Annotated in this window: 19 protein-coding genes; 9 read left to right on the forward strand and 10 right to left on the reverse strand. The window is 67.9% G+C overall.

What is annotated here, in order from left to right:
• The first annotated feature begins 228 nt into the window (after nt 1-228).
• A complete protein-coding gene (locus ACLARN_RS33725; RefSeq protein WP_409495521.1) occupies nt 229-777 on the forward strand; it encodes a hypothetical protein in 549 nt (182 codons plus the stop codon).
• 51 nt (nt 778-828) lie between these two features.
• Here ACLARN_RS33725 and ACLARN_RS33730 read toward each other — a convergent pair whose 3' ends face one another.
• The 5 genes from ACLARN_RS33730 to ACLARN_RS33750 all read right to left on the reverse strand — a co-directional run bounded on the left by ACLARN_RS33730 (nt 829) and on the right by ACLARN_RS33750 (nt 5,670).
• On the reverse strand, nt 829-1,542 hold the full coding sequence (locus ACLARN_RS33730; RefSeq protein ID WP_409495522.1) for an ABC transporter ATP-binding protein: 714 nt from the start codon (nt 1,540-1,542) through the stop codon (nt 829-831).
• On the reverse strand, nt 1,532-2,305 hold the full coding sequence (locus ACLARN_RS33735; protein ID WP_409495523.1) for an ABC transporter ATP-binding protein: 774 nt from the start codon (nt 2,303-2,305) through the stop codon (nt 1,532-1,534). The genes ACLARN_RS33730 and ACLARN_RS33735 overlap by 11 nt, the downstream gene beginning before the upstream one ends.
• Complete coding sequence (locus ACLARN_RS33740) at nt 2,302-3,432, reverse strand: branched-chain amino acid ABC transporter permease (protein ID WP_409495524.1); 1,131 nt, start codon at nt 3,430-3,432, stop codon at nt 2,302-2,304. The genes ACLARN_RS33735 and ACLARN_RS33740 overlap by 4 nt, the downstream gene beginning before the upstream one ends.
• Nucleotides 3,429-4,400 (reverse strand): branched-chain amino acid ABC transporter permease, encoded by a 972-nt coding sequence (locus ACLARN_RS33745; protein WP_076157295.1) that lies wholly within the window; start codon nt 4,398-4,400, stop codon nt 3,429-3,431. The genes ACLARN_RS33740 and ACLARN_RS33745 overlap by 4 nt, the downstream gene beginning before the upstream one ends.
• 115 nt (nt 4,401-4,515) lie before the next feature.
• Complete coding sequence (locus tag ACLARN_RS33750; RefSeq protein WP_409495570.1) at nt 4,516-5,670, reverse strand: branched-chain amino acid ABC transporter substrate-binding protein; 1,155 nt, start codon at nt 5,668-5,670, stop codon at nt 4,516-4,518.
• A gap of 469 nt (nt 5,671-6,139) precedes the next feature.
• Between ACLARN_RS33750 and ACLARN_RS33755 the strand changes: the two genes are divergently transcribed.
• Nucleotides 6,140-6,961, forward strand: coding sequence for an alpha/beta hydrolase family protein (locus ACLARN_RS33755; protein ID WP_409495571.1), 822 nt, complete (start codon nt 6,140-6,142; stop codon nt 6,959-6,961).
• Here the strand turns inward: ACLARN_RS33755 and ACLARN_RS33760 are convergent.
• Together ACLARN_RS33760 and ACLARN_RS33765 are read right to left on the reverse strand one after the other, a co-directional pair.
• Nucleotides 6,927-7,895: a LysR family transcriptional regulator gene (locus tag ACLARN_RS33760; RefSeq protein WP_409495525.1), complete on the reverse strand. Its 969-nt coding sequence runs from the start codon at nt 7,893-7,895 to the stop codon at nt 6,927-6,929. The two genes, ACLARN_RS33755 and ACLARN_RS33760, sit on opposite strands and share 35 nt — an antisense overlap.
• Nucleotides 7,896-8,051: 156 nt before the next feature.
• A complete protein-coding gene (locus ACLARN_RS33765; protein ID WP_184892383.1) occupies nt 8,052-8,480 on the reverse strand; it encodes a hotdog fold thioesterase in 429 nt (142 codons plus the stop codon).
• Between the two features lie 62 nt (nt 8,481-8,542).
• Between ACLARN_RS33765 and polA the strand changes: the two genes are divergently transcribed.
• The 7 genes from polA to ACLARN_RS33800 all read left to right on the forward strand — a co-directional run bounded on the left by polA (nt 8,543) and on the right by ACLARN_RS33800 (nt 19,516).
• The gene (gene polA, locus ACLARN_RS33770) at nt 8,543-11,287 is read left to right on the forward strand and encodes a DNA polymerase I (RefSeq protein ID WP_409495526.1); all 2,745 of its coding nucleotides are present in this window, start codon (nt 8,543-8,545) and stop codon (nt 11,285-11,287) included.
• Between the two features lie 241 nt (nt 11,288-11,528).
• Nucleotides 11,529-13,133, forward strand: coding sequence for a trypsin-like peptidase domain-containing protein (locus ACLARN_RS33775; RefSeq protein ID WP_409495527.1), 1,605 nt, complete (start codon nt 11,529-11,531; stop codon nt 13,131-13,133).
• Nucleotides 13,130-15,373, forward strand: coding sequence for a tetratricopeptide repeat protein (locus tag ACLARN_RS33780; protein WP_409495528.1), 2,244 nt, complete (start codon nt 13,130-13,132; stop codon nt 15,371-15,373). The genes ACLARN_RS33775 and ACLARN_RS33780 overlap by 4 nt, the downstream gene beginning before the upstream one ends.
• A gap of 10 nt (nt 15,374-15,383) precedes the next feature.
• Complete coding sequence (locus ACLARN_RS33785) at nt 15,384-16,808, forward strand: VWA domain-containing protein (protein WP_409495529.1); 1,425 nt, start codon at nt 15,384-15,386, stop codon at nt 16,806-16,808.
• Complete coding sequence (locus tag ACLARN_RS33790) at nt 16,805-17,893, forward strand: hypothetical protein (protein WP_409495530.1); 1,089 nt, start codon at nt 16,805-16,807, stop codon at nt 17,891-17,893. The genes ACLARN_RS33785 and ACLARN_RS33790 overlap by 4 nt, the downstream gene beginning before the upstream one ends.
• The gene (locus tag ACLARN_RS33795) at nt 17,890-19,179 is read left to right on the forward strand and encodes an ABC transporter substrate-binding protein (protein WP_409495531.1); all 1,290 of its coding nucleotides are present in this window, start codon (nt 17,890-17,892) and stop codon (nt 19,177-19,179) included. Before ACLARN_RS33790 ends, ACLARN_RS33795 begins: the two co-directional genes overlap by 4 nt.
• 10 nt (nt 19,180-19,189) lie before the next feature.
• Complete coding sequence (locus ACLARN_RS33800) at nt 19,190-19,516, forward strand: CU044_2847 family protein (protein WP_409495532.1); 327 nt, start codon at nt 19,190-19,192, stop codon at nt 19,514-19,516.
• Here ACLARN_RS33800 and ACLARN_RS33805 read toward each other — a convergent pair.
• The 3 genes from ACLARN_RS33805 to ACLARN_RS33815 are packed head-to-tail and all read right to left on the reverse strand — an operon-like array spanning nt 19,513 to nt 22,687.
• Entirely contained in the window at nt 19,513-20,091 is a 579-nt protein-coding gene (locus ACLARN_RS33805) for a TetR/AcrR family transcriptional regulator (RefSeq protein WP_409495533.1), read from the reverse strand. The two genes, ACLARN_RS33800 and ACLARN_RS33805, sit on opposite strands and share 4 nt — an antisense overlap.
• Nucleotides 20,088-21,983 carry a YhgE/Pip family protein gene (locus ACLARN_RS33810; protein ID WP_409495534.1) on the reverse strand — a complete coding sequence of 632 codons (1,896 nt, stop codon included), beginning with the start codon at nt 21,981-21,983 and terminating at the stop codon, nt 20,088-20,090. Before ACLARN_RS33810 ends, ACLARN_RS33805 begins: the two co-directional genes overlap by 4 nt.
• Nucleotides 21,980-22,687: an ABC transporter ATP-binding protein gene (locus ACLARN_RS33815; RefSeq protein ID WP_409495535.1), complete on the reverse strand. Its 708-nt coding sequence runs from the start codon at nt 22,685-22,687 to the stop codon at nt 21,980-21,982. Before ACLARN_RS33815 ends, ACLARN_RS33810 begins: the two co-directional genes overlap by 4 nt.
• Nucleotides 22,688-22,770 lie beyond the last annotated feature (83 nt).

The raw sequence follows: 22,770 nt of genomic DNA on the forward strand, positions 1-22,770 counted from the left end.
CCTTGGGGCCTTGAAGCGGCATTGCTAACCGTCCACAAAGGACGCCCTTTCGGGGGAATTGTCCGATTGGTTATCGTTTGACTCTATTTCCAAGTATGTGAAGGACCCCTTCATTGCGCTAGACGCAAGCAAGGGGGCCTTCACAGCCACGAAGCCACCTTTGCCGTACCTCTCAATAGAACCCGAATCGCTACTCACGACCCATGTGCACCGGGCAGAATCGACGGGGTGCGTACTGGAATCGTTCGTGGTCTCGCGGCGGCGGCGGCCGCCGTCCTCCTGCTGACCGGCTGCTCCGGCGGCCAGTCCCAGCAGACCCCCGCCAAACCCGTCTACGACCTGCCCGCACGCGAGGTCCGGCCGGACGAGACCGCCTTGCACTTGCCGGCGGCGCTCAACGGGGAGACCGAGTTCTCCCTCATCGGACTGGCCACCGGACTCCCCAGCCTCACCGGCAGCCACGCCGAATTCGAGGCGAAAGGACAGTTCGTCCGGCTCCGGCTGGTGGTGACCGGCAAAGGCGTGTCCGGAATCCTCTTCGACACCCGGCGCCAGCAGGTCGTCACCGAGTCCGGCGCCGTGATCGGGGTCGACAACCAGGCCATGACGATCAAACGGCAGCCCGACAAGGTCGAACTCGGCCGCGGTGTGCGGGTCGAGTTCGACCTCTACTTCGACCTCCCCAAGGAGTCGAAACCCTTGGTACTGCGGGCTTTCGGCGGTCCGACACTGACCGACATGAAGAACCTCACCGGTACCGACATCAAGCTGGGATGAAGCTAAAGAAAGGGCCCCGCCGCGGAAAGCGGCGGGGCCCTTTCGAAGGCGTCAGACGCCGAGGTCGCCACCGAGGTAGGCGGCCCGGACCTTCGGGTCGTCCAGCAGCTCGGAACCGCGAGCGCTCTTGACCACCACGCCGGTCTCCAGCACGTACGCGCGGTCGGAGAGCTTCAGCGCCTGCTGCGCGTTCTGCTCCACCAGCAGGACCGTGGTCCCGCGCTTGTTGATCTCGCGGATGATGTCGAAGATCTGCGCGATCAGCATCGGCGCCAGGCCCATGGACGGCTCGTCGAGCAGCAGCACCTTGGGCTTGGTCATCAGCGCGCGGCCGATGGCGATCATCTGCTGCTCGCCACCGGACATCGTGCCGCCGAACTGGGTCTTGCGTTCGTTCAGCCGCGGGAACAGCTCGTAGACCTCGTCGAGGTCGGCCTTCAGGTCGTCCTTGCGGGTGTAGGCACCCATGAGGAGGTTTTCCTGCACCGTCATCCCGGGGAACACACCCCGGCCTTCCGGTGACTGGCCGATCCCGAGTTCGACCCGCTTGTGGCCGGGGGTCTTCGAGATGTCCTTGCCGTCGAAGAGGATCCGGCCGCTGGTCAGCGGACGCAGGCCCGAGATCGTCTTCAGTGTCGTGGTCTTGCCCGCGCCATTGGCCCCGATGAGCGAAACGATCTCGCCCTCGTCGACCTCGATGCTCATTCCCTTGAGTGCGGCGATCTTCCCGTAGTGGACGTTGATGTCCTGAACCTCAAGAAGCATCTTCCGCCACCCCCAGGTAGGCCTCGATCACCTTTTGGTTGTTCTGCACCTCTTGGGGAAGCCCTTCTGCGATCTTCTGGCCGAAGTCGAGCACGGCGAGCCGGTCGCTGATGTGCATGACCAGGCTCATGTCGTGCTCGATGAGCAGCACGGTCCGGCCGTCGTCACGGATCTTGCGGATCAGCAGCTGCAGCGAGTTCTTCTCCGCCGGGTTCATACCGGCGGCTGGCTCGTCGAGCAGCAGCAGCTTCGGGTCGGTCGCGAGCGCACGCGCGATCTCCAGACGGCGCTGGTCGCCGTAGGAGAGGTTCTTCGCGGTGTTGTGCTCCACGCGCCCGATGCCGACGAAGTCGAGCAGTTCCCGAGCCAGCTCGCGTCCCCGCTTCTCTTCCTTGCGGTGCACGGGCAGGCCCAGCGTCGCCGAAATCGCGCCGGTCTTGTGGTGCGAGTCGGCACCGACCATCACGTTTTCGAGCGCCGACATGTTGTGGAACAGCCGGATGTTCTGGAACGTGCGGGCGATCCCGGTCTGGTTGATCTTGAACCGCTTCATCCCGTCGACCCGGCCGCCGTTGAAGCGCACCTGGCCTTCGGACGGCTGGTAGACACCGGTGACCACGTTGAACACGGTGGTCTTGCCCGCGCCGTTCGGCCCGATCAGGGCGAAGATCTCACCCTGGTTGATGGTGAGGTTGACTTCCTTCAGGGCCGTGACACCGCCGAAGCGCATCGTCACGTTGTCGAATTCGAGCAGCGCGCTCATTTCGTCACCTCCGCCGAAGCCTCGGAATCCGGACCCGCGACTTCGGCGCCCATGGCACCCATCCCGCCCGTTCCTTCATGTAGTTCCGCCTTGCGCTGCCGCGACGGCAGCAGACCCTCCGGCCGCAGCGCCATCATCAGCACGAGCACGAAACCGAAGATCAGGATGCGGTACTCGGACAGGAACCGGAACCGCTCCGGGAGCCAGGCCACCAGGAAGGCGCCGAGGATCACGCCGGGCAGGTTCCCCGCGCCACCGAGCACGACCGCCGCGAGGATGGTCGCCGACAGGATGAACGGGAAGTTGTTCGGCTCGATGAAGACGGCCTTGCTGGCGTAGACCGCACCGGCCATACCGCCGAGCATGGCGCCGATGGCGAACGCCAGCAGCTTGAACCTGAACGTCGGGACGCCCATCAGTTCGGCGGCGTCCTCGTCCTCGCGGATGGCCGCCCACGCCCGCCCGACCCGGCTTCGGTGCAGCCGCACCGAGAAGACGATCGCGACCACGATCGCCGCCAGGATCAGGTAGTAGTACGGCGCCGGGTCGAGCAGGAACTCGGTTCCGAAGATCGGCTCCGGGTGCGGCACGTTGGTGATACCGCGGGCGCCGCCGATGCTGTCGGTGTTGACCGCCGTGATCCGGACGATCTCACCGAAGCCGAGCGTCACGATCGCCAGGTAGTCGCCGCGGAGCCGGAGTGTCGGCGCGCCGAGGATCACCCCCGACATCGCCGCCAGGAAGATGCCGAGTACGAGGCATCCCCAGAAACTCCAGCCGTATTGGGTGCCCATCACGGCGAGGGTGTAGGCGCCGATCGCGAAGAACGCGACGAACCCGAGGTCCAGCATGCCCGCGTGGCCGACCACGATGTTCAGGCCGATCGCCAGCAGGATGTAGATCCCGACCGGGAAGATCAGGACGGTCGTCCAGTCCGAGTCCGGCGACATGACGGAGCCGATCGCCGGTGCGGGCAGGATCAGCGCGCCGATGATCAGGGCGAGGTAAACGCCATAACGCTGCCAATGCGGAGCGCGGGCCCACCAATCCCGCAGGCCGTCGACGGGGTGAAACCCGCCGGGCGCGGGCTTTCCGTTTTCTGTAGACACTTCTTCGTTGCCCTTCATGCGCGTGCCCGCTGTAGCGATTCACCGAGGATGCCGGTGGGTCGGAACATCAGGACCAGCACCAAAACCACGAAGGCGGTGACGTCCTTCCAAGCTGAACCGAAGAAGATGGAACTCCAGTTCTCCACCAGACCGAGCACGATGCCACCGAGTAGGGCACCGCGCAGGTTGCCGATACCGCCGAGCACGGCCGCGGTGAACGCCTTGATGCCGAGGAGGAAGCCGATGCGGTAATCGGTGTTCTCGTACTCCATGATGTACAGCGCCGCGGCGACACCGGCCATCGCGCCACCGAGCAGGAAGGTGAGACGCACGATCTTGTCGATGCTGACGCCCATCAGCACGGCGGCTTCGGGATCCTGTGCGGTGGCACGGATACCGCGGCCGATGCGGGTGCGGCTGACCAGCTGGTCGAGGACGACCATCATGATCACGGCACCGACGATGACGAACACGTGGTCCGTGCGCACGACGCCGTTGCCGATGTGGAACAGCGGGTCGTGCGGGATGAACCGCGGCGCGTTCTGTTGCACACGACCGGACTTGTCCGTGATCCATTCGATGATCTCGAGGCCGAACAGCTCCTGCAGGAACAGCGAGGCGCCGATGGCGGAGATCAGGGCGGCCAGGCGGGTCGCGCCCTTCTTGCGGAGTGGCCGGTACGCCACTTGCTCCAGCAATACCGCCGCACCGCCGGACACGGCGGCCGAGGCGATGATGATCAGCAGCAGCACGGCGATCATCCCGAACAAGCCGAGCGTGATCGGGGCGGTGCCGCCCGCGATGGTGATCAGGACGAACAGGGACGTGACCGTCCCGATCATGAAGATTTCGGAATGCGCGAAGTTGATGAGCCGGAGCACGCCGTAGACCATTGTGTAGCCGAGGGCGATGAGGGCGTAGATGCTTCCGGCGACCAGTCCGCCGATGGTGCTACCGAGGAACTGGGCTTGCAGATCTTGAAGCATGACGTGGATGCCTTACCTGACGGGGCGAGGATTTCTTTCGCCACATTTGCGCCGAAGCGGGGGTGCTGTGCACACACAGCGCCCCCGCTTCCGTTAGGTGTTCCTACCTGCTCCGTCAGCCGTTGAGCTTGGCTTCGGTCGAGGCGCCGAGGTTCTTGATGACGCCACCGGTGACCTGGTAGACGTAGATCGCGTTCGTCGACGGTTCGCCGTTCTCCTTGAACTTGATCTGCTTCGAGACACCCTTGAAGTCGATCGTCTTGAGGAACTCGTTGATCTTCTCCGAGGTGGTGTTGCCCGCCTTGACCGCGTTGATGATGGCGGTCGCGGCGTCGTAACCCTCGGTCGAGTAGATCGCGGGGTCGACGTTGTACGCGGCCTTGTACTTGGTGACGAACTCGTCGCCCGTACCGGCGTCCTTGATGTTGCAGGGGCAGCCGATGACGGCCTTCTCGGCGGCGGCGGTACCCGCGCCGCTGACGAGCTGGGCGTCGAGCGAACCGTCGCCGGTGGCGAAGGTGGCGGTCACACCGCCGTCACGCAGCTGCTTGAGCAGACGGCTGCCCTGGGCGTAGTAGCCACCGAAGAGGACGACGTCCGGGTTCGCGGCCTTGACCTTCTGCACGGTCGAGGAGTAGTCCGACGCGTCCTTGGCGAACTTGTCGCGCTCGGTCGGGACGTTCTTTTCCTTGAGGGTCTTGTCGAAGGCGTCCGCCAGGCCGACACTGTATTCCTGGTCGTCCGAGATGACGTAGGCCTTCTTCGGCGACTTCGCCGTGATGAGGAAGTTCGCGATGGCCGGGCCCTGGTCGTTGTCGTTCGCGACGACACGGTGCCAGTACTTCCAGCCGTTGGCCGCCAGGCCCGGGCCCGTCGCCGAGGGCGAGACGCTCGGGATCTTGTTCTGCTCCAGCTGCCCGCCGATGGCCTTCGACTCACCGGAGAAGGCCGGGCCGATCAGCGCGGTGATCTTGTCCTGGCCGACGGCGGTCGCGATCAGCGACGTCGCCTGCTCGGGCTTGCCCTGGCTGTCGTACTCCTTCATTTCCAGCTTGGTGGCCGGATTCGTCTTGTTGTACTCGTCGATAGCGAGCTTGGCGCCGTTGCGGGGCGGGATCACGATCCCGGAGCCCTCACCGGTGAGGTCGCCCATGAACCCGATCTTCAGCGTGCTGCTGTCACCGCTGCCGGACGAGCTGCTGCCGCCAGCGCAGCCTGCCAGCGCAAGCGACGCAGCCGCCGCGACGGCGAATACCCGTCCAAAACGCACTCCTGACACCGACTACCTCCCATGACCAACCAGCCGCCGGTAGGCGTTGCCCCCGACACAGGGGCTAGGTTAGGGCAGGAAGATATCCCCCTACGCCATCATCTGCACAGGCGCCCATCACTCTGTGTCCACATCGTGACGGTCGAAACCAGAACGAATTGCACGAAAAGGCGAATGTTGCCGATTGACAGGCCTTCGCTGGTCACGCTGGGGATTCACCGTTACCACGTCGATCATCCTCGTGGGTGAGGATCATGTTTCGGCCGCGTATCTTGCGCTTTTTCGCCACCTTCGGGGGCGTCCGTTCGCCGTAGCAATGCTGCCCCAAAGGGCGTCAAGCGTGCCCACTCTTCTCTTCCGCCTTGACAACCGATGGTTGTCGTCGAGGCCGGAACGGCTGTTGGATCAGCACCCTGACCTCGCGGTTGACTGTTCCCAGAGCGGGAAACACCGAGAAGACCTGGGAGAACTGACAATGAGTGTCGAACTGAGCGAAGCGATCGAGGGCGTGGCGGCGGGAGTCCCGTTCGTGGCACTGCCGCCGTCGGACAAGGAGCGCCCGGCGCCGCTGGTGCTCACCTGGCATCTGCTGGGCGCGCCGTTCAGCGAGGCGGCCATGGCGGCGGCGCTGCCGATGCGGGAACTGCACGCGTGGCGGGTGCACCTCGGGTTACCGCTGACCGGGAAACGCTTCCCCGAAGGCGGTTTCGAGGGCTTCTTCCGGCTCGCGAGCGAGGACAACGTGCTCAACGTCGTCGAACCTCTCATCAAGCAGGTCGAGGCGGAGTTCCCGGCGGCGGTGGCGGAGCTGCGCTCGCGGCTGTCCATTGAGGACGGTCCGATCGGACTGGTCGGCGGTTCGCAGGGCGGCGGGGTCGCGCTCCAGATGCTGACCCACACCGAGATCCCGGTGGCCGCGGCCGCGCTGGTGAACCCGGTGACCCAGCTGGCGCCGGTGATCGCCGCGAACGAGCGGGTCTACGACGTCACCTACCACTGGTCGGACCGGTCCCGCGCGGTCGCGAACGAGTACGACTACGTGCGGCGGGCGGCGGAACTGACCGCGCCGGTACTGCTCGTCATCGGCGGGGAGGACGACGTCTCCATCACCGAACCGGCCGCCGCGCTGCACAAGGAACTGGGGGAGGAGCGATCCGAACTCGTGACGATTCCGGGGATGGCGCACGAATTCGCCGAGGCGCCGGGGCTCGAACCCGCGCCTCAGACGGAACACGCGAAGCTGGTCGAAGCTGAGCTCACGCGCTGGTTCGCCCGGCATTTAGCTGTCTGAGGTCGTCGTCCGGGAGCCAGGACCGCTCGGGATCGTAGGAGCACCAACCTTCTTCGTGGCTGGTCCGGCCCGCGAGCGCCAGCAGGCGCCGCAGGGCCGGGCTTTCGCCGCGCCGCCACACCGCCGACCACGGGAACAGCGGTGACGGTTCGAAGGGCAGGACTCGCAGATTGAGATCGGCGGCGAGGTCCATGTCGGCGCCGGCGAGAGTGACCCGTTGTTTTCCGTAGCGGGTCTGTTCCAGAGTGTGCCGGAGGTCGTAGCTGACGCCGGAATCGTCGATCGGGACGTCGAATTCTTTGCATAGGCGTTGCAAATAAGAAAGCCATTCGACCGGGCCGCCCAATTGCGGGATCCAGATACCTTCGTTCCTGAGATCGGACAGCGCGAGCACGTCGTTGCCCGCCAGCGGGTGTTCCGGGGCGAGCAGGGCGACCAGTGGTTCGAGCCGGACGAGCCGGTGCTCGAGTTCGGCGGGCACTTCGCGGCCGAGATCCGCGACGCGGCCGAACGCGAGGTCGATCTCGCCGCGGACCAGCGGGTCGAGGGCGTTGGCCAGCCCGCGCCCGGCGACGCGTTCGACGGCGAGGGCGGGGTCGCGCTGGGCGATGCGCCGCAGCATGTACATAGGGGAGAGACGCGGGTCGATGATGTCGAGCCGGGGCGGGCGGTCTTGCAGGCCCATCGCGGCGACGGCGGCGTCCGCGGCGCGGATCAGCTCGCGCGCGTGCGGGAGGAAGCGGTCACCGTCGGGGGTCAATTCGACGAGGCGGTTGGTGCGCCGGAAGAGCTGGACCGACAGGGCGTCCTCGAGCTTCCGGATCCGCTTCGACAGTGCTTGTTGCGTCAGGAACAGGGATTCTGCCGCGCGACCGAAATGGCCGTGGTCGGCGGTCGCGACGAACGCCCGCACCTGAGCCGTGTCGAGATCCACGCTTCACCGCCTTCCTGCCCGGCCGAGACTTTCAGTGCACAGTTTGCCCTGAAAGTCCCATTCGGTTCACGCGCGGCGCGGTCCAGACGCCGTGAAGGCCTCCTTCCCTACCTTGAGAGTAGGGAAGGAGGCCTTCACGGACAGGCGAACCGAGGCTCAGGCGCCCGGCGGCCGTTCCCGCACCACGCAGGTCAGCCGCGCCGTGCAGGACCGGCGCCCCTGGTCGTCGGTCAGCACGATCTCCGCGGTGACGGTCCCGCGTCCGACGTGCACCGGGGTCGCGACGCCGGTCACCCGTCCGGAGCGGACCGCCCGGTGGTGGGTGCACGAGAGTTCGAGCCCCATCGTCGCCTTGTCGGTGCCGGCGTTGAGCGCGCAGACCATCGAGCCGAGCGCTTCGGCGACGACGGCGTTCGCTCCGCCGTGGAGGAGGCCGTAAGGCTGGAGATTGCCCTCTACCGGGATGCTGCCCACGACGCGTTCGGGACTGAATTCGCTGATCTCGAGCCCGAGCTTGTCGTTGAGCTGCTGGCCCGCGAAGGCCGGGTCGATCCCCGCGAAGGATTCGAGGGCTTGTTCGGTCACGCAGAGCTCCTTAAACGACACGACAGGTAGGACTGTCAGACCCTCACCCTAGACTCGCTCCCGTGAGCCCGAGTGAGAACACGACCATTGCCAACGCCACACCTGCCACCGCACAGGCCGAGCGGCCCAAACTGCTGCTGATCGACGGCCATTCGATGGCGTATCGCGCGTTCTTCGCGCTGCCCGCGGAGAACTTCAAGACGAAGACCGGGCAGACGACGAACGCGGTGTTCGGGTTCACCTCGATGCTCATCAACCTGCTGCGTGACGAAGCGCCGACCCACCTCGCGGTGGCGTTCGACCTCTCCCGCAAGACGTTCCGCTCGGAAACGTTCGCGGACTACAAGGCCAACCGCAGTGCCACCCCGGACGAGTTCAAGGGCCAGGTCGGGCTGGTCGAGGACGTGCTGAAGGTCCTCGGCATCCCGGCGCTGACCAAGGAGAACTACGAAGCCGACGACATCATCGCCACGCTCACGACACAGGCGACCGCCGAAGGTTTCGACGTCCTCATCTGTACGGGTGACCGTGACGCGCTCCAGCTGGTGACCGACCAGGTCACCGTGCTGTACCCGAAGCGCGGCGTATCCGAGATGACCCGGTTCACCCCGGAGGCGGTCGAGGAGAAGTACGGCCTCACCCCGGCGCAGTACCCGGACTTCGCCGCGTTGCGTGGCGACCCCTCGGACAACCTGCCCAGCATCCCGGGCGTCGGCGAGAAGACGGCCGCGAAGTGGATCAGGCAGTTCGGGTCCTTCAACGAGCTGATCGACCGGGTCGACGAGGTCAAGGGCAAGGTCGGCGACGCGCTGCGCGAGCACCTCGGCGCGGTGATGCTGAACCGCCAGCTCACCGAGCTGATCCGCGACGTCGAGCTGGAACTCGGCCCGACCGGTCTCGAGCTGCGTCCCTGGGACCGCGAGGCCGTGCACGCGCTGTTCGACGAGCTCGAGTTCCGCGTCCTGCGTGACCGTCTCTTCGCGACCTTGCAGAGCGCCGAGCCGGAGGCCGAAGAAGGCTTCGAGGTCAAGGGTGCGAAGCTCGCCCCGGGCGCGCTCCCGGCGTGGCTGTCAACGCACACCGGGCAGGACGCGCCGGTCGGCCTGGCGTTCCGCACCACCGGTGCCTCGGTCCGCTCCGACCTGAAGGCCATCAGCTTCGCGGCGTCGGATGGCGAAGGCGCGTACGTCGACGTCATCGCGATGGACGCCGAGGACGACAAGGCGCTCACCGCCTGGCTGGCGGACGAGAAGATCCAGAAGATCGGCCACGAACTCAAGGTCGCGCTGCACGCCGTCCGCGCGCGCGGCTGGACGTTCGCCGGGCTCGTCATGGACACCGCGCTCGCGGCGTACCTGGTCCGCCCTGGCCAGCGCACCTTCGAACTCGACGACCTCGCCCTGCGGTACCTGCACCGCGAGCTGCGTTCGGAGGCCGACACCGGTGACGGCCAGCTGTCGCTCCTCGACGGCGGCGGCGCCGAGGACATGGAGCAGAAGGAGATCCAGGCCGAGCTGGTCAAGGCCCGCGCGGTCGCCGAACTGGCGGGCGCGCTGACCAAGGAGCTGGAGGAACTCGGTGGCGCACAGCTGCTCGTCGAGCTGGAACTGCCGCTGTTGCAGGTGATCACCGGACTCGAAGCAGCGGGTATCGCGGTCGACATCGAGCATCTGACGGATCTGGAGTCGCACTACCTCGGCCGGGTCACCCAGGCCGCGGACGAGGCGTACGCGGTCATCGGCAAGCAGGTCAACCTCGGTTCGCCGAAGCAACTTCAGGTGATCCTGTTCGACGAGCTCGGCATGCCGAAGACCAAGCGCACCAAGACCGGCTACACCACCGACGCCGAGGCGTTGCAGAGCCTGTTCGAGAAGACCGAGCACCCGTTCCTCCAGCACCTGCTGGAGCACCGGGACGCGACCCGGCTGCGCACCACGGTCGAGGGCCTGATCAAGGCGGTCGCGGACGACGGCCGCATCCACACCACGCTGTTGCAGACGATCGCCGCCACCGGACGGCTCTCGTCGATCGACCCGAACCTCCAGAACATCCCGATCCGCACCGAGGAAGGCCGCCGCATCCGCGACGCGTTCATCGTCGGGGACGGCTACGCCGAGCTGATGACGGCGGACTACAGCCAGATCGAAATGCGGATCATGGCGCACCTCTCGCAGGACGAAGGGCTCATCCAGGCCTTCAACAGCGGCGAGGACCTGCACACGTTCGTGGCGTCGCGCGCGTTCTCACTGCCGCCGGAGGAGATCACGCCGGAACTGCGGTTCCGCGTCAAGGCGATGTCGTACGGCCTGGCGTACGGGCTTTCGGCGTACGGGCTTTCGCAGCAGCTGCGGATCTCGACCGAAGACGCCAAGGAACAGATGGAGGCGTACTTCTCCCGTTTCGGCGGCGTACGCGATTATCTCCATTCGGTCGTGGGTGACGCGGCGAAGGTCGGTTACACCGAAACGATCTTCGGCCGCCGCCGCTATCTGCCGGACCTCAACAGCGACAATCGCCAGCGTCGTGAAATGGCCGAGCGGATGGCGCTCAACGCTCCCATTCAGGGCAGCGCGGCCGACATCATCAAGGTCGCCATGCTCAATGTGCACCGCGCGCTGACCGAGGCGAAGTTGAAGAGCCGTGTGCTGCTGCAGGTTCACGACGAACTCGTCCTCGAGGTCGCCGACGGCGAGCGCGAGCAGCTGGAAGCCTTGGTGCGCCAGGGAATGGGCTCGGCCTACGAGCTTGCGGTGCCGCTGGAGGTCTCCGTCGGATACGGGCGGTCCTGGAACGACGCCGCGCACTGACACGGCCGACGGGTAGCACTGTCTCACTCAATCCCTCGTGGTGTCGCGAAAGCCACTTTCGGGACATCAGACGTCCCGAAAGTGGCTTTCGCGACATGCTCGGCCCCCGATCGCCACTCGCGACCATATTTCCGCCGTTTCCGAACAAAGCATTCCCGTTTCCGAAAGCGGTCACTTCGTGACTTGTTCACCTCGGTGATTTCCGGCCACCGATAGTGACATCGGGGGTAGGGTCTTCCGGGTGACTTCCGAGCGCAGACGCTGGCGGGTGCGGCTGCGCGATCACCGTGGGCGGATCCTGGGCGCCGGGACCATGCTCGACGGCGAACACCTCCTCACCTGCGCTCACGTGATCGAAGGCCACGACGACATCACGGTGGATTTCGTGGCGCTTCCCGGTGTGGAGCCCGGAATCGCCACGATCGTCACGCAGGCGGCGCCCATCGGCGACGACGGCGGGGACGTCGCGCTGCTCCGGTTGCGTGACCCCGAGGAACAGATCATCGGCGCCCCGCTCCATCGGACGGCTCTCGAAGACAATCAACGCGTACGCGCGTACGGATTCCCGCAGGGTTCTGACGGCATGTGGTCGTTGGCGACCGTCGTCGGCGACGGCGGGCACGGTCTCGAGCGCGTCCAGTTGCACCGGACTCCCGACGCCGAGCCGATCACCCACGGGTTCAGCGGGTCCGCGGTGATCGCCGACAAGACCGGGCACGTCGTCGGCATGGTCGCGACCCGGTACGCGACCGAGGCCGCCCGCGTCTCCTGGATGATCCCGGTCGAGACCATGCTCGGTTACCTGCCGGAACTGCGCCGTTGGGCCGAGGGCAGCCCGGCGATCGACCCCAGCTTCGTGCAGTACCCGGAACCGCCGGCGATCGACGTGCTGTTCGCCCGCGAATTCGCCCGCTGGCTCGGCGGGCACGGCCGGTCGGACGTCTGGGTGATCATCATGGGCGCGGACGATTCCGCCGTCGCGGGCTCGTTGCGCCGCGCGGTCGTCCTCGCCGACCGCGAACGCGGGGCGGGGCGGAGCGCGTCCGGGCCAACAGTGCCGCCGATGGGCAGTGTCGTCCTCGCCGTCGACGCGGTCGGCAAGACCGCGGACGAGGTCCGCCGCCGCATCTCCGAACGGCTCGACGTCGCCGCGGACTCACCCGCCGGATGGCACGGAAGCGGCCGGACCGTCGTCGTCTACGGGGTCGACGAGTCGGCTGAGCCCGACAAGCTCGTCGGCGAGGTGCTGGTGCCGCTGGCCCAGCGTGCGCACGAACTCGGGCTGCGGCTCGCGTTGGCCTTCCGCGAGGAGACCTCGCCGGGGGTGAGCGTGGTCCGGTCGAGCACCGACCTGCTACCCGCCGACGAGGACGACATCGAGGGCCGTCTCGCGCTGCTGGAGACCCGGCTGGCCGAACTCGCCCGGCTGGAGAAGGACAACCTGAGCGACGCGCCTCGCTTCACCGACGCCCCGGAAGCCCAGGCCAGGGTGCGGCGGCTCAAGGGGGCGTTGACGCAACTGCGGTCGGCGGAGCAGGACGGCGAACCCGAATGGGTGAAAAGACACCTGCCCGCCTGCGAACGGACCGTGGCCAGGGCCGCGGAACGTGCCCGCGACCTCCGCCGTCTCCTCGACGAGAACGTCGCCCGGCGCGCGGAACTCCGTGCCCGGCTCGACGCGTACGGGGAAATGGCGCGTAACAGCGGGCTCGTCGAGGACGTCGAACTCGATGCCGCCTACGCACCCGCCTGGCGGATGCTCTTCGAAGGACCGTGCGACCTCGTGGCCGCGGCGGCCGCCGTCGAGAGGTACGCGGACATCGTACGGAAACGGATCGACGGATGACGGCTTGCGGACGGGGCAGCTGCCCGGGGATGCTCGGCAAGACCGGCTTCTGCAAGGTCTGCGGGCTGCCGCCCGGAACGCCGGAAGAGCCCGTGCGGCGGGAAAAGCCGACCCTGGTGATCCCCGGCCCCGGTGAGGCGCCGACCAGGATCACCAGCACGGTGGTCACCCGCTCCCAGCAGATGGCGGGCCACGCGACCGCGGACGACCGTGTCCCGCTGCCGATCGTCGAACTCCCCGACGTCGCCGGCCGCCTGCTGACCGAGCCGCATGTCCCGGAGGAGGAGCGGTTCTGCGGCAAGCACGGCTGCACCGGCACCCCGGTCGGCCGCTCGATCGGCGGCGGGACCGCGCCCGCTGAAGGATTCTGCCCGGTCTGCCGGACGCCGTTCTCCTTCTCGCCCAAGCTCGCGGCGGGTGACGTGGTCGACGGCCGCTATCACGTCCTCGGCTGCGTCGCCCGCGGCGGACTCGGTTTCGTCTACCTGGCAACGGATTCCGGGCTCGGCGGGATGCACGTCGCGCTCAAGGGCCTGATCAACACGAACAACACCGCCGCCGTGCGGATCGCGGAGACCGAGAGCCAGGTACTCACCGCGCTGGAACATCCGAACATCGTCCGGATCCTCAACGTGGTCGACCACGATGGCTTCCGCTACATCGTCATGGAGTTCGTCGACGGCCTTTCCTTGCGGGAGGTCAAGAACCGCGGCCGGGCCGGGCTGGATTCCAGTGAGGGACGGCTGCTGGTCGAGCACGTCGTGGCGTACGGCCGGGAGATCCTGACCGCGCTCGACTACCTGCACGGCGAGGGCCTGCTGTACTGCGACATGAAGCCGGACAACGTGATCCACGGCGAGAAGCGGATCAAGCTCATCGATTTCGGTGCCATCCGGAAGATCTCCGACGACGAAAGCCCCGCCGTCGGAACCGAGCACTACCAGGTGACCCCACGAGAACGGGCGAAACACGGGCTCACCGTCCGGTCCGACATCCACACCGTCGGCGTGACGCTGCGAGAACTGTTCCAGGCCAGCGACGGCTGGTCGGTCACCCCCGACGCGCGCGGCGTCCGGTTCGGCATCGAATCGTTCATCGGCGTCCTCGACCGCGCGACCGCTCCGTTCGAACAGCGGTTCGCGACCGCGCGCGAGATGCTCGTCCAGCTCGACGGCGTGCTCGGTGAGATCCTTTCCTTGCGGGACAGGCAATCCCGGCCCGCCGGGTCGACGCTGTTCACGGAAGGGGCGGTACTGCTCGACGCGGGACTCGGTCAGGCGCCGCCGCTGGAGCACTGGACGCGGGGGACACCCGTCTCGCTCGGCGAACGGCCGACCGCCGCGGAGATCGCCGTCGGCCTGCCGCTGCCGCGTGAGGATCCGGAAGACCCCCAGGCGAACTTCCTCCGCGCCGTCCGCGCCCCCGACGCGGCGCGGCTGCTGAAGAAACTCGACAAGGTGCCCGGTTCGGTCGAGGTCGAGTTCCGCCGGTGCCGGGCGCGGCTGGAACTCGGGGCGACCATCGAAGGCGCGTTGGCGGTGGCGGAGGCCGAACGCCTGCTCGGCGAGCGCGCCGTCCACGACTGGCGAGTGGCGTGGCACCGGGGTCTGCTCGCGCTCGGCGCGGGCGACTTCGCCGCGGCCAAGGAGAAATTCGCCGCCGTGTACCGCGACATCCCCGGTGAGGAGCCGCCGAAACTCGCGTTGGGTCTCTGCGAGGAGCACCTCAACGGCGCGGCCGCCGCCGAGCGGTACTACGACGCCTTGTGGGTGAGGGACCGGTCCCAGGTCAGCGCGGCGTTCGGGCTCGCGCGGGTCCGGCTGCTGCGGGGCAACCGTGCCGCCGCCGTCGAGATCCTCGACCAGGTCCCGGAATTCTCACGCTACGACGAGGCCGCGCGGATCGCCGGGGTGCGGGTGCTGTCCGCGCCGATGCCGGGGACCGGCGACCTTCCGGCGTCGGCCGAACTCGATGACGCCGTCGTCCGGCTGTCCGCTTTGGACCTCGACGGCGACGCCCTCGACAGGCTGGTGACGGCCGTCCGCGAGACCGCGCTGGCGGCGGTGCTCACCGGGCAGGACGGGATCACCGACGGCGAGATCCTGCGATCCACCGTGACGGGTGCCCGCACGGTGCTGGACAAGTCGTACCGGCGGCTCGCCCATCACGCGCCGGCGCCCGAGCCGCACGACGTCCTGATCGATCTCGCCAACTCGGTGAGACCGGTGACCTTGGTGTGAAAGGGGAATGATGAGCGGGGAGCCGAGTCTGGGCCTCGAAGTGCACCAGAACAAGTTCCTGGCCGAGGGGGACCGGGCGATGACCGCGATCGTCCGTGTCGTCTCACGCGGCGGCGAAGCGAGCGTCTCCAGGGCGGCCGCCGAGGTCCTGATGATCGACTGCTCCAGTTCGATGCGCTTCCCCAGCACCAAGATCGGCGAGGCCCGGCGGGCCGCCGCGGCCGCCATCGACGTCCTGCCCGACGGCGTTCGCTTCGCCGTCATCCAGGGGACCGACCGGGCCACGATGCTCTACCCGGCCACGGACGGCCTGGTGACCGCTTCCGAACAGACCCGGGCGGAGGCGCGCGCCGTGGTCGAGCACCTCGCGGCGGTCGGCGGAACCGCGATGGGAGCCTGGCTCGCGAAGGCGCGTGATCTCTTCGAAGGTGTCCCCGACGCCGTCCGCCACGCGATCCTTCTCACCGACGGCCGTAACGATTCGCAGACCAGGGCCGACCTGATGCGCGTGCTGACCAGCTGCGAGGGCCGGTTCGTCTGCGACGCCAGGGGGATCGGCGACGGCTGGGAACCCGCCGAACTCACCCAGATCGGCCGGGTGCTGCGCGGGAACGTCGACTCCGTCGTCGAGGACGACAGGCTCGCCGAGGACTTCCGGCAGCTCGTCGAGAACGCGATGACGAAGGTGCTGCCCGAGGTCCGGCTGCGGGTCGGCACCATGCCGTTCAGCAGGCTGCGGTCGGTCAAGCAGGTGTTCCCGGACGAGTACGACCTCACCGACCGGTGCCAGGAGATCGCCGTCCGCGAGGTGGAACTCTCGCTCGGTTCGTTCGCGAGCGACGAGACACGGGACTATCAGCTGATCCTGGACCTCGATCCCGATCTCGAACCCAGCCACGGGCAGGACCGTCAGCTGGCGTGGACGGAACTCGTGCCCGTTCCCGGAGCCACGACGGAGGAGGACGCGCTGGCCATCGCGGGGCGGTGGACACATGATCCGATCCCGCCGACGCTGATTCACCCGATGGTCTCGAAGTACGCCGCGCAGGCCGATCTCGGCGAGGCGCTGACCGCCGGCGGCGACGCCTACGCGGCCGGTGACCGGGACGGGGCCGAACGGGAGTGGGGCCGGGCGGCCGCCTTGGCCACCGCCGCGGGTGACGAAGAGACGCTCAGCCGCCTCGCGGGAGTCGTGGAGATCGTCGACGCGGAGAAGGGCGTCGTGCGCCTGCGCCCGGACGCGACCCGCAGCCACGCGTTGCACGTCGTCATCCCCTCGAGGGTTTCGGAAATCGCTCACCGGCAGGAAGATCGGCCGATGCCCGAACCCGCCGACGCGCCGCCGGTCGCCTGCACCGTCTGTCCCGCGCTGTCTCCTGCCGGGGCGAACTTCTGCGTGGGCTGTGGAAGACCGTTCGGCGAGGCGGTTTCGTGACGGCGACCCGGGTGCGGCTGGTCCGGCTCCGCACCGCCCTGCTGGCGCTCACCCTCGCGGTCCTGGTGCTCTCGCTGTGGGCGTTCCACAGTGTCCAGATCACGGCGGAGACCGTCCGAGACCGGACGTCGCAGGCGGTGCTCGAAGTGACCGCCGCGCGGGCCGCGCTGGTGGCCGCCGACGCCGCCGCGATCGCCAGTTTCGCCTCCGGCGAGGCGAAACTCGCCGGTCCGGGGCAGGAATACTCGAATCAGCTCTCACTGGCGAGCCAGAGCCTCGCGCGCATCGCGGAGTTCAACCAGGCGGGCGAATACGGCGGCAACGCGTTGCAGGTGGTGGAAAGCCAGGTCGCGGCCTACTCGGGCTCCATCGGGCAGGCCGACGTGCACTTCCGCCAGCCGGACGCCCCCGTACTCGGCGCGGTCGACCTCTGGCACGCCTCGCGGCTGCTGCACGCACCCGGCGGTGTCCTGGATGAGCTGGAATCGTTGCAGGGCGAGCAACGTGAGGCGCTGAACCGGCAGTTGTCGTCCACCGGGGTGAGCCTCGTGACGCTCCCGCTGTGGCTCCTGCCCGTCCTCGCCCTCCTGGTGCTGCTGGTCCTCACCCAGCTGTATCTGAAGAAACGCTTCCGCCGCGTGGCGAACGTCCCGCTGCTCGCGGCGACCGTGCTGGTCGCCGCCATCGGGGTGGCCTTGGTGTTCACCCTGATCAGCCGCGACCGGCTGGACTCGGTCGGGGAGCGGCTCGACGGCGTCGCCGCCGCCAGGGGTGCGCAGATCCAGGCGGCCGACGACGCGGGCCAGCGAAAGCTCGCCGACCTGCTGGCCGAGTACTGCGACGAGGAGCAGGGATGCGGTGTGACCGCCGACGAATTCCGGGCGAAGACACGACAGACGACCACGGTGGCGACCGACAACACCCGGGTGGCCACGGCGGGGGCGAAGGCCGTGGCGGCCGACGCCATCGGCGCGGCCGAATCCGGCGGCAGGGAGTTCCTGATCCCGGCGGGCACCCTGCTCGCGGGCGGACTCATCCTGCTCGGACTGCACGCCCGCATCGAGGAATACCGGTACCGCCCGTGAAACGGTTGCTGGCCTTGGTGATGGCGCTGTCGCTGGTCGCGGGAGGCTGCTCGGCGCCGGCTGACGGCGGGACGGTCGTCTTGCTCGGGCCGTGGACCGGAGACGAGGCGAACGCCTTCCGGCAGGTGCTAGACGCCTTCACGGCCGACACCGGGATCAAACACCTCTATCAGGGCACCCGTGCCGTCGACCAGGTGCTCGCCTCGGACGTCCAGCGCGGCACGCCACCGGACGTGGCCGTCCTGCCCAACGCCGGGGTGCTGGCGAAGTACCAGAAGTCGGGCGACCTGCTGCCGCTCGACGACGATCTCTCCGCCGCCGTCACACGGTCCTTCAGCCCGCAATGGGTCGCCCTGCAGAAGATCGGCACCCAGAAGCTGTACGCGGTCGCGGTGAAGGCCGAGCTCAAAAGCGTGATCTGGTACAACCCGGCCCGGCTGACCGGGATCCACCCGACGACGTTCGAGGGTCTCCGCACGTACTCCGCCGGGCTGACGGCCGCGGGCGGCACCCCGTGGTGTGTCGGCATGGGCGCCCCACCCACCTCTGGCTGGCCGGGAACGGACTGGATCGAGGACATCCTGCTGCACTCGGCGGGGCCCGAGAAGTACTGGCAATGGGCGTCCGGCAGTCTGAAGTGGACGTCGCCGGAAGTCAAACAGGCCTGGCTGGACTGGGGTTCCTTGCTCGAGCCCGCCGCAATCCGCGGCGGCACCGCGGCTGCGCTGCTGACCGACTTCGGCGACGCGGGCAAACCGATGTTCACCGACCCGCCGGGCTGTGTGCTCGAACACCAGCCGTCGTTCATCATGAGCCGCTACCAGAATTTCAAGCGGGCCGACGGTACGACACCGAGGCCTGGCACCGATTTCGACTTCCTCACGTTTCCCGGTCGCGACGTCTCCGAAGTCGCCGCCGACCTCGCCGGCATGTTCCAGGACACCCCGCAGGCGCGGAAACTGATCCAGTACCTCGCCTCGGAAAAGGCGCAGCGGATCTGGCCGTCGATCCCGCGTGCGAGCGCGTTCTCCGCCAACCGGGAACTCGGTCTCGACGTCTACACCGACCAGGTGAGCAGGAAGGTCGCGGACACGATCACTTCGGCACAGGCCCTGTGTTTCGACGCCTCCGACCTGATGCCCGCGACGATGACCGGCGCGTTCCACCGCGCCGTCCTGGAGTACCTGGCCAACCGGGACCGGCTGAACATCCTGTTGAAGCAGCTCGACGACGTCCAGAAGAGCATCCAGCCCGGCGAGTGGTTGAAGATCCAATGTGGACAGTGAAGGAGCACCGGTGAACGATCTGGCACGGTTCCCGCTCGAAGGCGGCGGTTCGGTGGTCGTCGAGATCGACCCCGTCTCCGGCACGTCCCGGGTCTCCCGGCGCGACGACCTGGTCGAGGACGTCAAGGGGTCCTTCGAGGCGGCGCTGGCGAACGTCAAGGACGCGGCAGCGGCGGCGCTGGACACCTTCCGGTCGATGGCCAACGGACCGGACGAGGTCGAGCTCAAGTTCGGCGTCAAGCTGACCGCGCAGGCGGGCGCGGTGATCGCGAAAACGGGGCTGGAGGGGAACTTCGAGGTCAAGCTGAAGTGGGTCCGGGCCACGGAGAGCCTCTAGCGGCCGAGGCCTCGGATCAGGACCATCACCGATTCCAGGACGTCGGCCCGGGTCCGTTTCGGCTGGAACACCTGCCAGTCCAGGGCGACGACCAGCATCGTGCCGAACAACCCGGCCGCGGCCGTCGGGATCTGGACGCCGGCGGGCAGCCGCCCGGCGGCGTCCAGCCGGTGGAGTTGTTCGCGCACGATCGAAATGATCTCCTCTCGCAGCAAGGTCAGCGTCTCGTGCCACGTGCCGGGCGTGCGCCACATCTCGCTCACCAGGATCTGTGAGAAACCGGGGTATTCGGCGATGAACTCCAGCGCACCGTCCACTTGCGACTCGATGACGTTCATCGGGTCGCCGTCGCCGGTGGCCGCGCGCAGCCGGTCCGCGAGCACGCCGACGCCGTAGCGCAGGAGTGCGTCGACAAGACCGTCTTTGCTGCCGAAGTTGTAGTAGACGGTGCCCTTCGCGACCTTCGCCTCGGCCGCGATGTCGTCCACCGTCAGCCCGACGAGGCCGCGGCTGGCGGACAGCCGCAGCGTCGCCTCGAACAGCTTCTGCTTCGTCGCCTCACCCCTGGTGGTCACAACGCCAGCTCGGGTTTCAGCGCCGAAACCGTCCAGGTGCGCCGTTTCCGCGCGGCCAGTGTCGAAACCAGGATCGCGCCGACGAGGTACGCGACCAGGACGCCGATGTCACCGAGGATCTCCATCGACGCGCCACTGTAGAGCAGGTGCCGGAACCCGTCGATCGCGTAACCCATCGGCAGCACGATGTGCAGCGGATAGAGCGCGTCCGGGATGGTCTGCCACGGGAACGTGCCGCCCGCGCTGACCAGTTGCAGCACCAGCAGCACCAATCCGAGGAACTTCCCGACGGCGCCGAAGAAGGCGTTGAGCGCGTGTACCACGGCGGTGAAGGTGAGCGACACCAGCACGGCGAACCCGATCGCGCCGAGCGGATGCGCGACGTCGATGCCGACCAGCCAGGTCACCGCGCCGAACAGCACGATCACCTGCGCGATCCCCAGCAGGGCCGAGGAGAGCCAGCCGCCGAGCGCGACCTTGAACGGCGACGCACCGGCGGTCAGCGCGCGGGTCGAGAGCGGGCGCAGCAACAGGAACAGCACGAACGCGCCGATCCAGGTGGCGAGGGAGATGAAGAACGGGGCGAGGCCCGCGCCGTAGGTCCCGGCCGAGGCGACGCCGGAGGAGTTGACCGCGACCGGGTCGGCGATGGTGTTGGCGGTGGCCGCACGGGTGGGGTCGTCGGGGTTCGGGATCTCCTTGAGCCCGGCGGCGAGCCCGTCACGCAGCTTCACCGCGCCGTCGGCGAGCTGGTTCGTGCCGGTGACAGCGGACTTCTCGCCGTCGTTCAGCTTCGCAGCGCCGTCACGGATCTGGTTCGACGCGTCGGCCGCCTGCGCGATCCCGCTGGTGAGCTGCGGTGTCGCCGAGGCGAGCTGGTGCGCGCCGTCGGACACCTGGCGCGCGCCGGACGCGAGCTGGGTGACCTGGCTGTTCGCGCTCTGGATCTTCGTGTTCGCCTGGTCAACGGGCGAGCGGAGGGTGTCGAGGCGGCTCAGGATCTCCTGGACCGTCGTCTCCGGGACCTCGGCGTTTCGCAGGTCCTGCGCGAGCTGGGTGCGGTAGCTGTCGAGCTTGGACTGGATGTCCCCGGACGCCGTCGCCGCGAGCGAGGCCGCGTCGGCGACCTTCTGGTTCCCGTCGGCGACCTGACCGGCGCCGTCGGCGAGTTTCTGCGTCTGGGCCGGTAACTGGGCGGTACTGGATTTCAGGGTGCCGAGCCCGGTCGCCAGCTGGGAGCTGCCGGAGGCGAGCTGGGACGCGCCGTCAGCCAGTTGCTGCTGACCGGATTTGAGCTTGCCGGCGCCGTCGGCGAGCTGCGAAGCGCCCGTCGACGCCTCCTGGATCTTGCCGAAGATCGTGGAGAAGCCGACCAGGAACTTGTCGGCTGCCTCGCTGCCGACCTTCTCCGCGATCGTCTTGCGAACCTGCTCGGCCACCTGTTTCGCGATGGTGCCGGACAGATAGTTGTTGGCGTCGTTGGTGGTCAGCGTGATCGTCGCCTGCTGCGGCTGGAAGTTCCCCGACGACAGCAGCGCCGTGGAGAAATCGCGGGGGATGCCGATGGCGAACGAGTAGGTGTCGTCGCGGACGCCCTTCGCGGCTTCCTCGGGGGAGACCTCGTGCCACTGGAACGTGCCGGACTTGACCAGCTCGTCGGTCACTTCGCGGCCGACGTTGCGCTCCACACCAGCGGAGTCCTTCGAACCGGCGTCCGACGTGAAGACGGCGGCGGGGAGCTTGTCCAGGCGCGAGTACGGGTCGTAGTTCGCGTAGAGGTAGAAGGACGCGTACAGCAGCGGCACCAGGACGAGCGCGACCATGGCGAGCTTCGGCAGGGTGCCGCTGCTCAGCCGCCGCAGTTCGTTGCCGGCGATCCGGACGGGGTTCATTCCTGGTCTCCTGAAGTCTTCTCGGTGTCGTCCGCCACGGTCGCTTCCAGCGTCGTCTCCGCCGGAGTTCCGACGGGCGCGCAGCGCACGGGATCGGGCTGCTCGAGAACGCCGCACAGGGCGGGCTGCTCCGGCAGGGCCGAAACCGGGGTGGTGGCTGTCAGCACGATGACGGCGAGGCCACGCTCGGCGTGCTCGCGGGCGAGCCGTGCCCAGCTGTCGACGTCGCTGGTGTGCCTGTCCGGGGTGTCGAGGACGAGGACGCCGACGTCCTTGCGGGCCGCGGCGAGCTCGGTGAGCAGCCGGGTGCGGGTCGCCGCCACGATGTTCTCGAAGCGGGTGGTGGCGTAGGCGGCGGCGTCGTGCTCGGCCAGCCAGCTCGCGACGGCGGCCTTGTTCGCCGGGCGCTTCGCCAGTTCGAGTTCCTCCCCGACGACGACCTGCAGCGACAACGCGCCGTCAGGCTCGCTCACGCCGGGGGAGTCGACGATCGCCACGACCTTCTGCGGGTCGCCACCCTCGACGGTCACCGTCCCGGTGGCGGGCTTCAGTCTGCCTGCCAGCGCCAGCCCGAAGGCCGTGACGCCGACTCCCGGCTCGCCGTGCACGATCGCCAGCTCACCGCCCGAAACGGTGAGCGAGGTTGGCGACAGCAACGTGCCGTGGGGTCCGGTCACGGACACCCTGTCGGCTTGAACCCGCACGAAGAACTCCCAGGTCGGTGACTCGCGGAACTTTTGAACTGACTGGTCAGTTCAAAAGTTAGCCCTGACCTGGGAGGTGCACA

The organism is Amycolatopsis sp. cmx-11-12 (genome assembly GCF_046269425.1).
Classification (GTDB): domain Bacteria; phylum Actinomycetota; class Actinomycetes; order Mycobacteriales; family Pseudonocardiaceae; genus Amycolatopsis.

Bases quoted from the DNA above. Each gene is read 5' to 3' on its own strand.
- ACLARN_RS33730 (WP_409495522.1), bottom strand. From the start codon at position 1,542: ATGCTTCTTGAGGTTCAGGACATCAACGTCCACTACGGGAAGATCGCC.
- ACLARN_RS33735 (WP_409495523.1), bottom strand. From the start codon at position 2,305: ATGAGCGCGCTGCTCGAATTCGACAACGTGACGATGCGCTTCGGCGGT.
- ACLARN_RS33740 (WP_409495524.1), bottom strand. From the start codon at position 3,432: ATGAAGGGCAACGAAGAAGTGTCTACAGAAAACGGAAAGCCCGCGCCC.
- ACLARN_RS33745 (WP_076157295.1), bottom strand. From the start codon at position 4,400: ATGCTTCAAGATCTGCAAGCCCAGTTCCTCGGTAGCACCATCGGCGGA.
- ACLARN_RS33780 (WP_409495528.1), top strand. From the start codon at position 13,130: ATGACGGCTTGCGGACGGGGCAGCTGCCCGGGGATGCTCGGCAAGACC.
- ACLARN_RS33785 (WP_409495529.1), top strand. From the start codon at position 15,384: ATGAGCGGGGAGCCGAGTCTGGGCCTCGAAGTGCACCAGAACAAGTTC.
- ACLARN_RS33810 (WP_409495534.1), bottom strand. From the start codon at position 21,983: ATGAACCCCGTCCGGATCGCCGGCAACGAACTGCGGCGGCTGAGCAGC.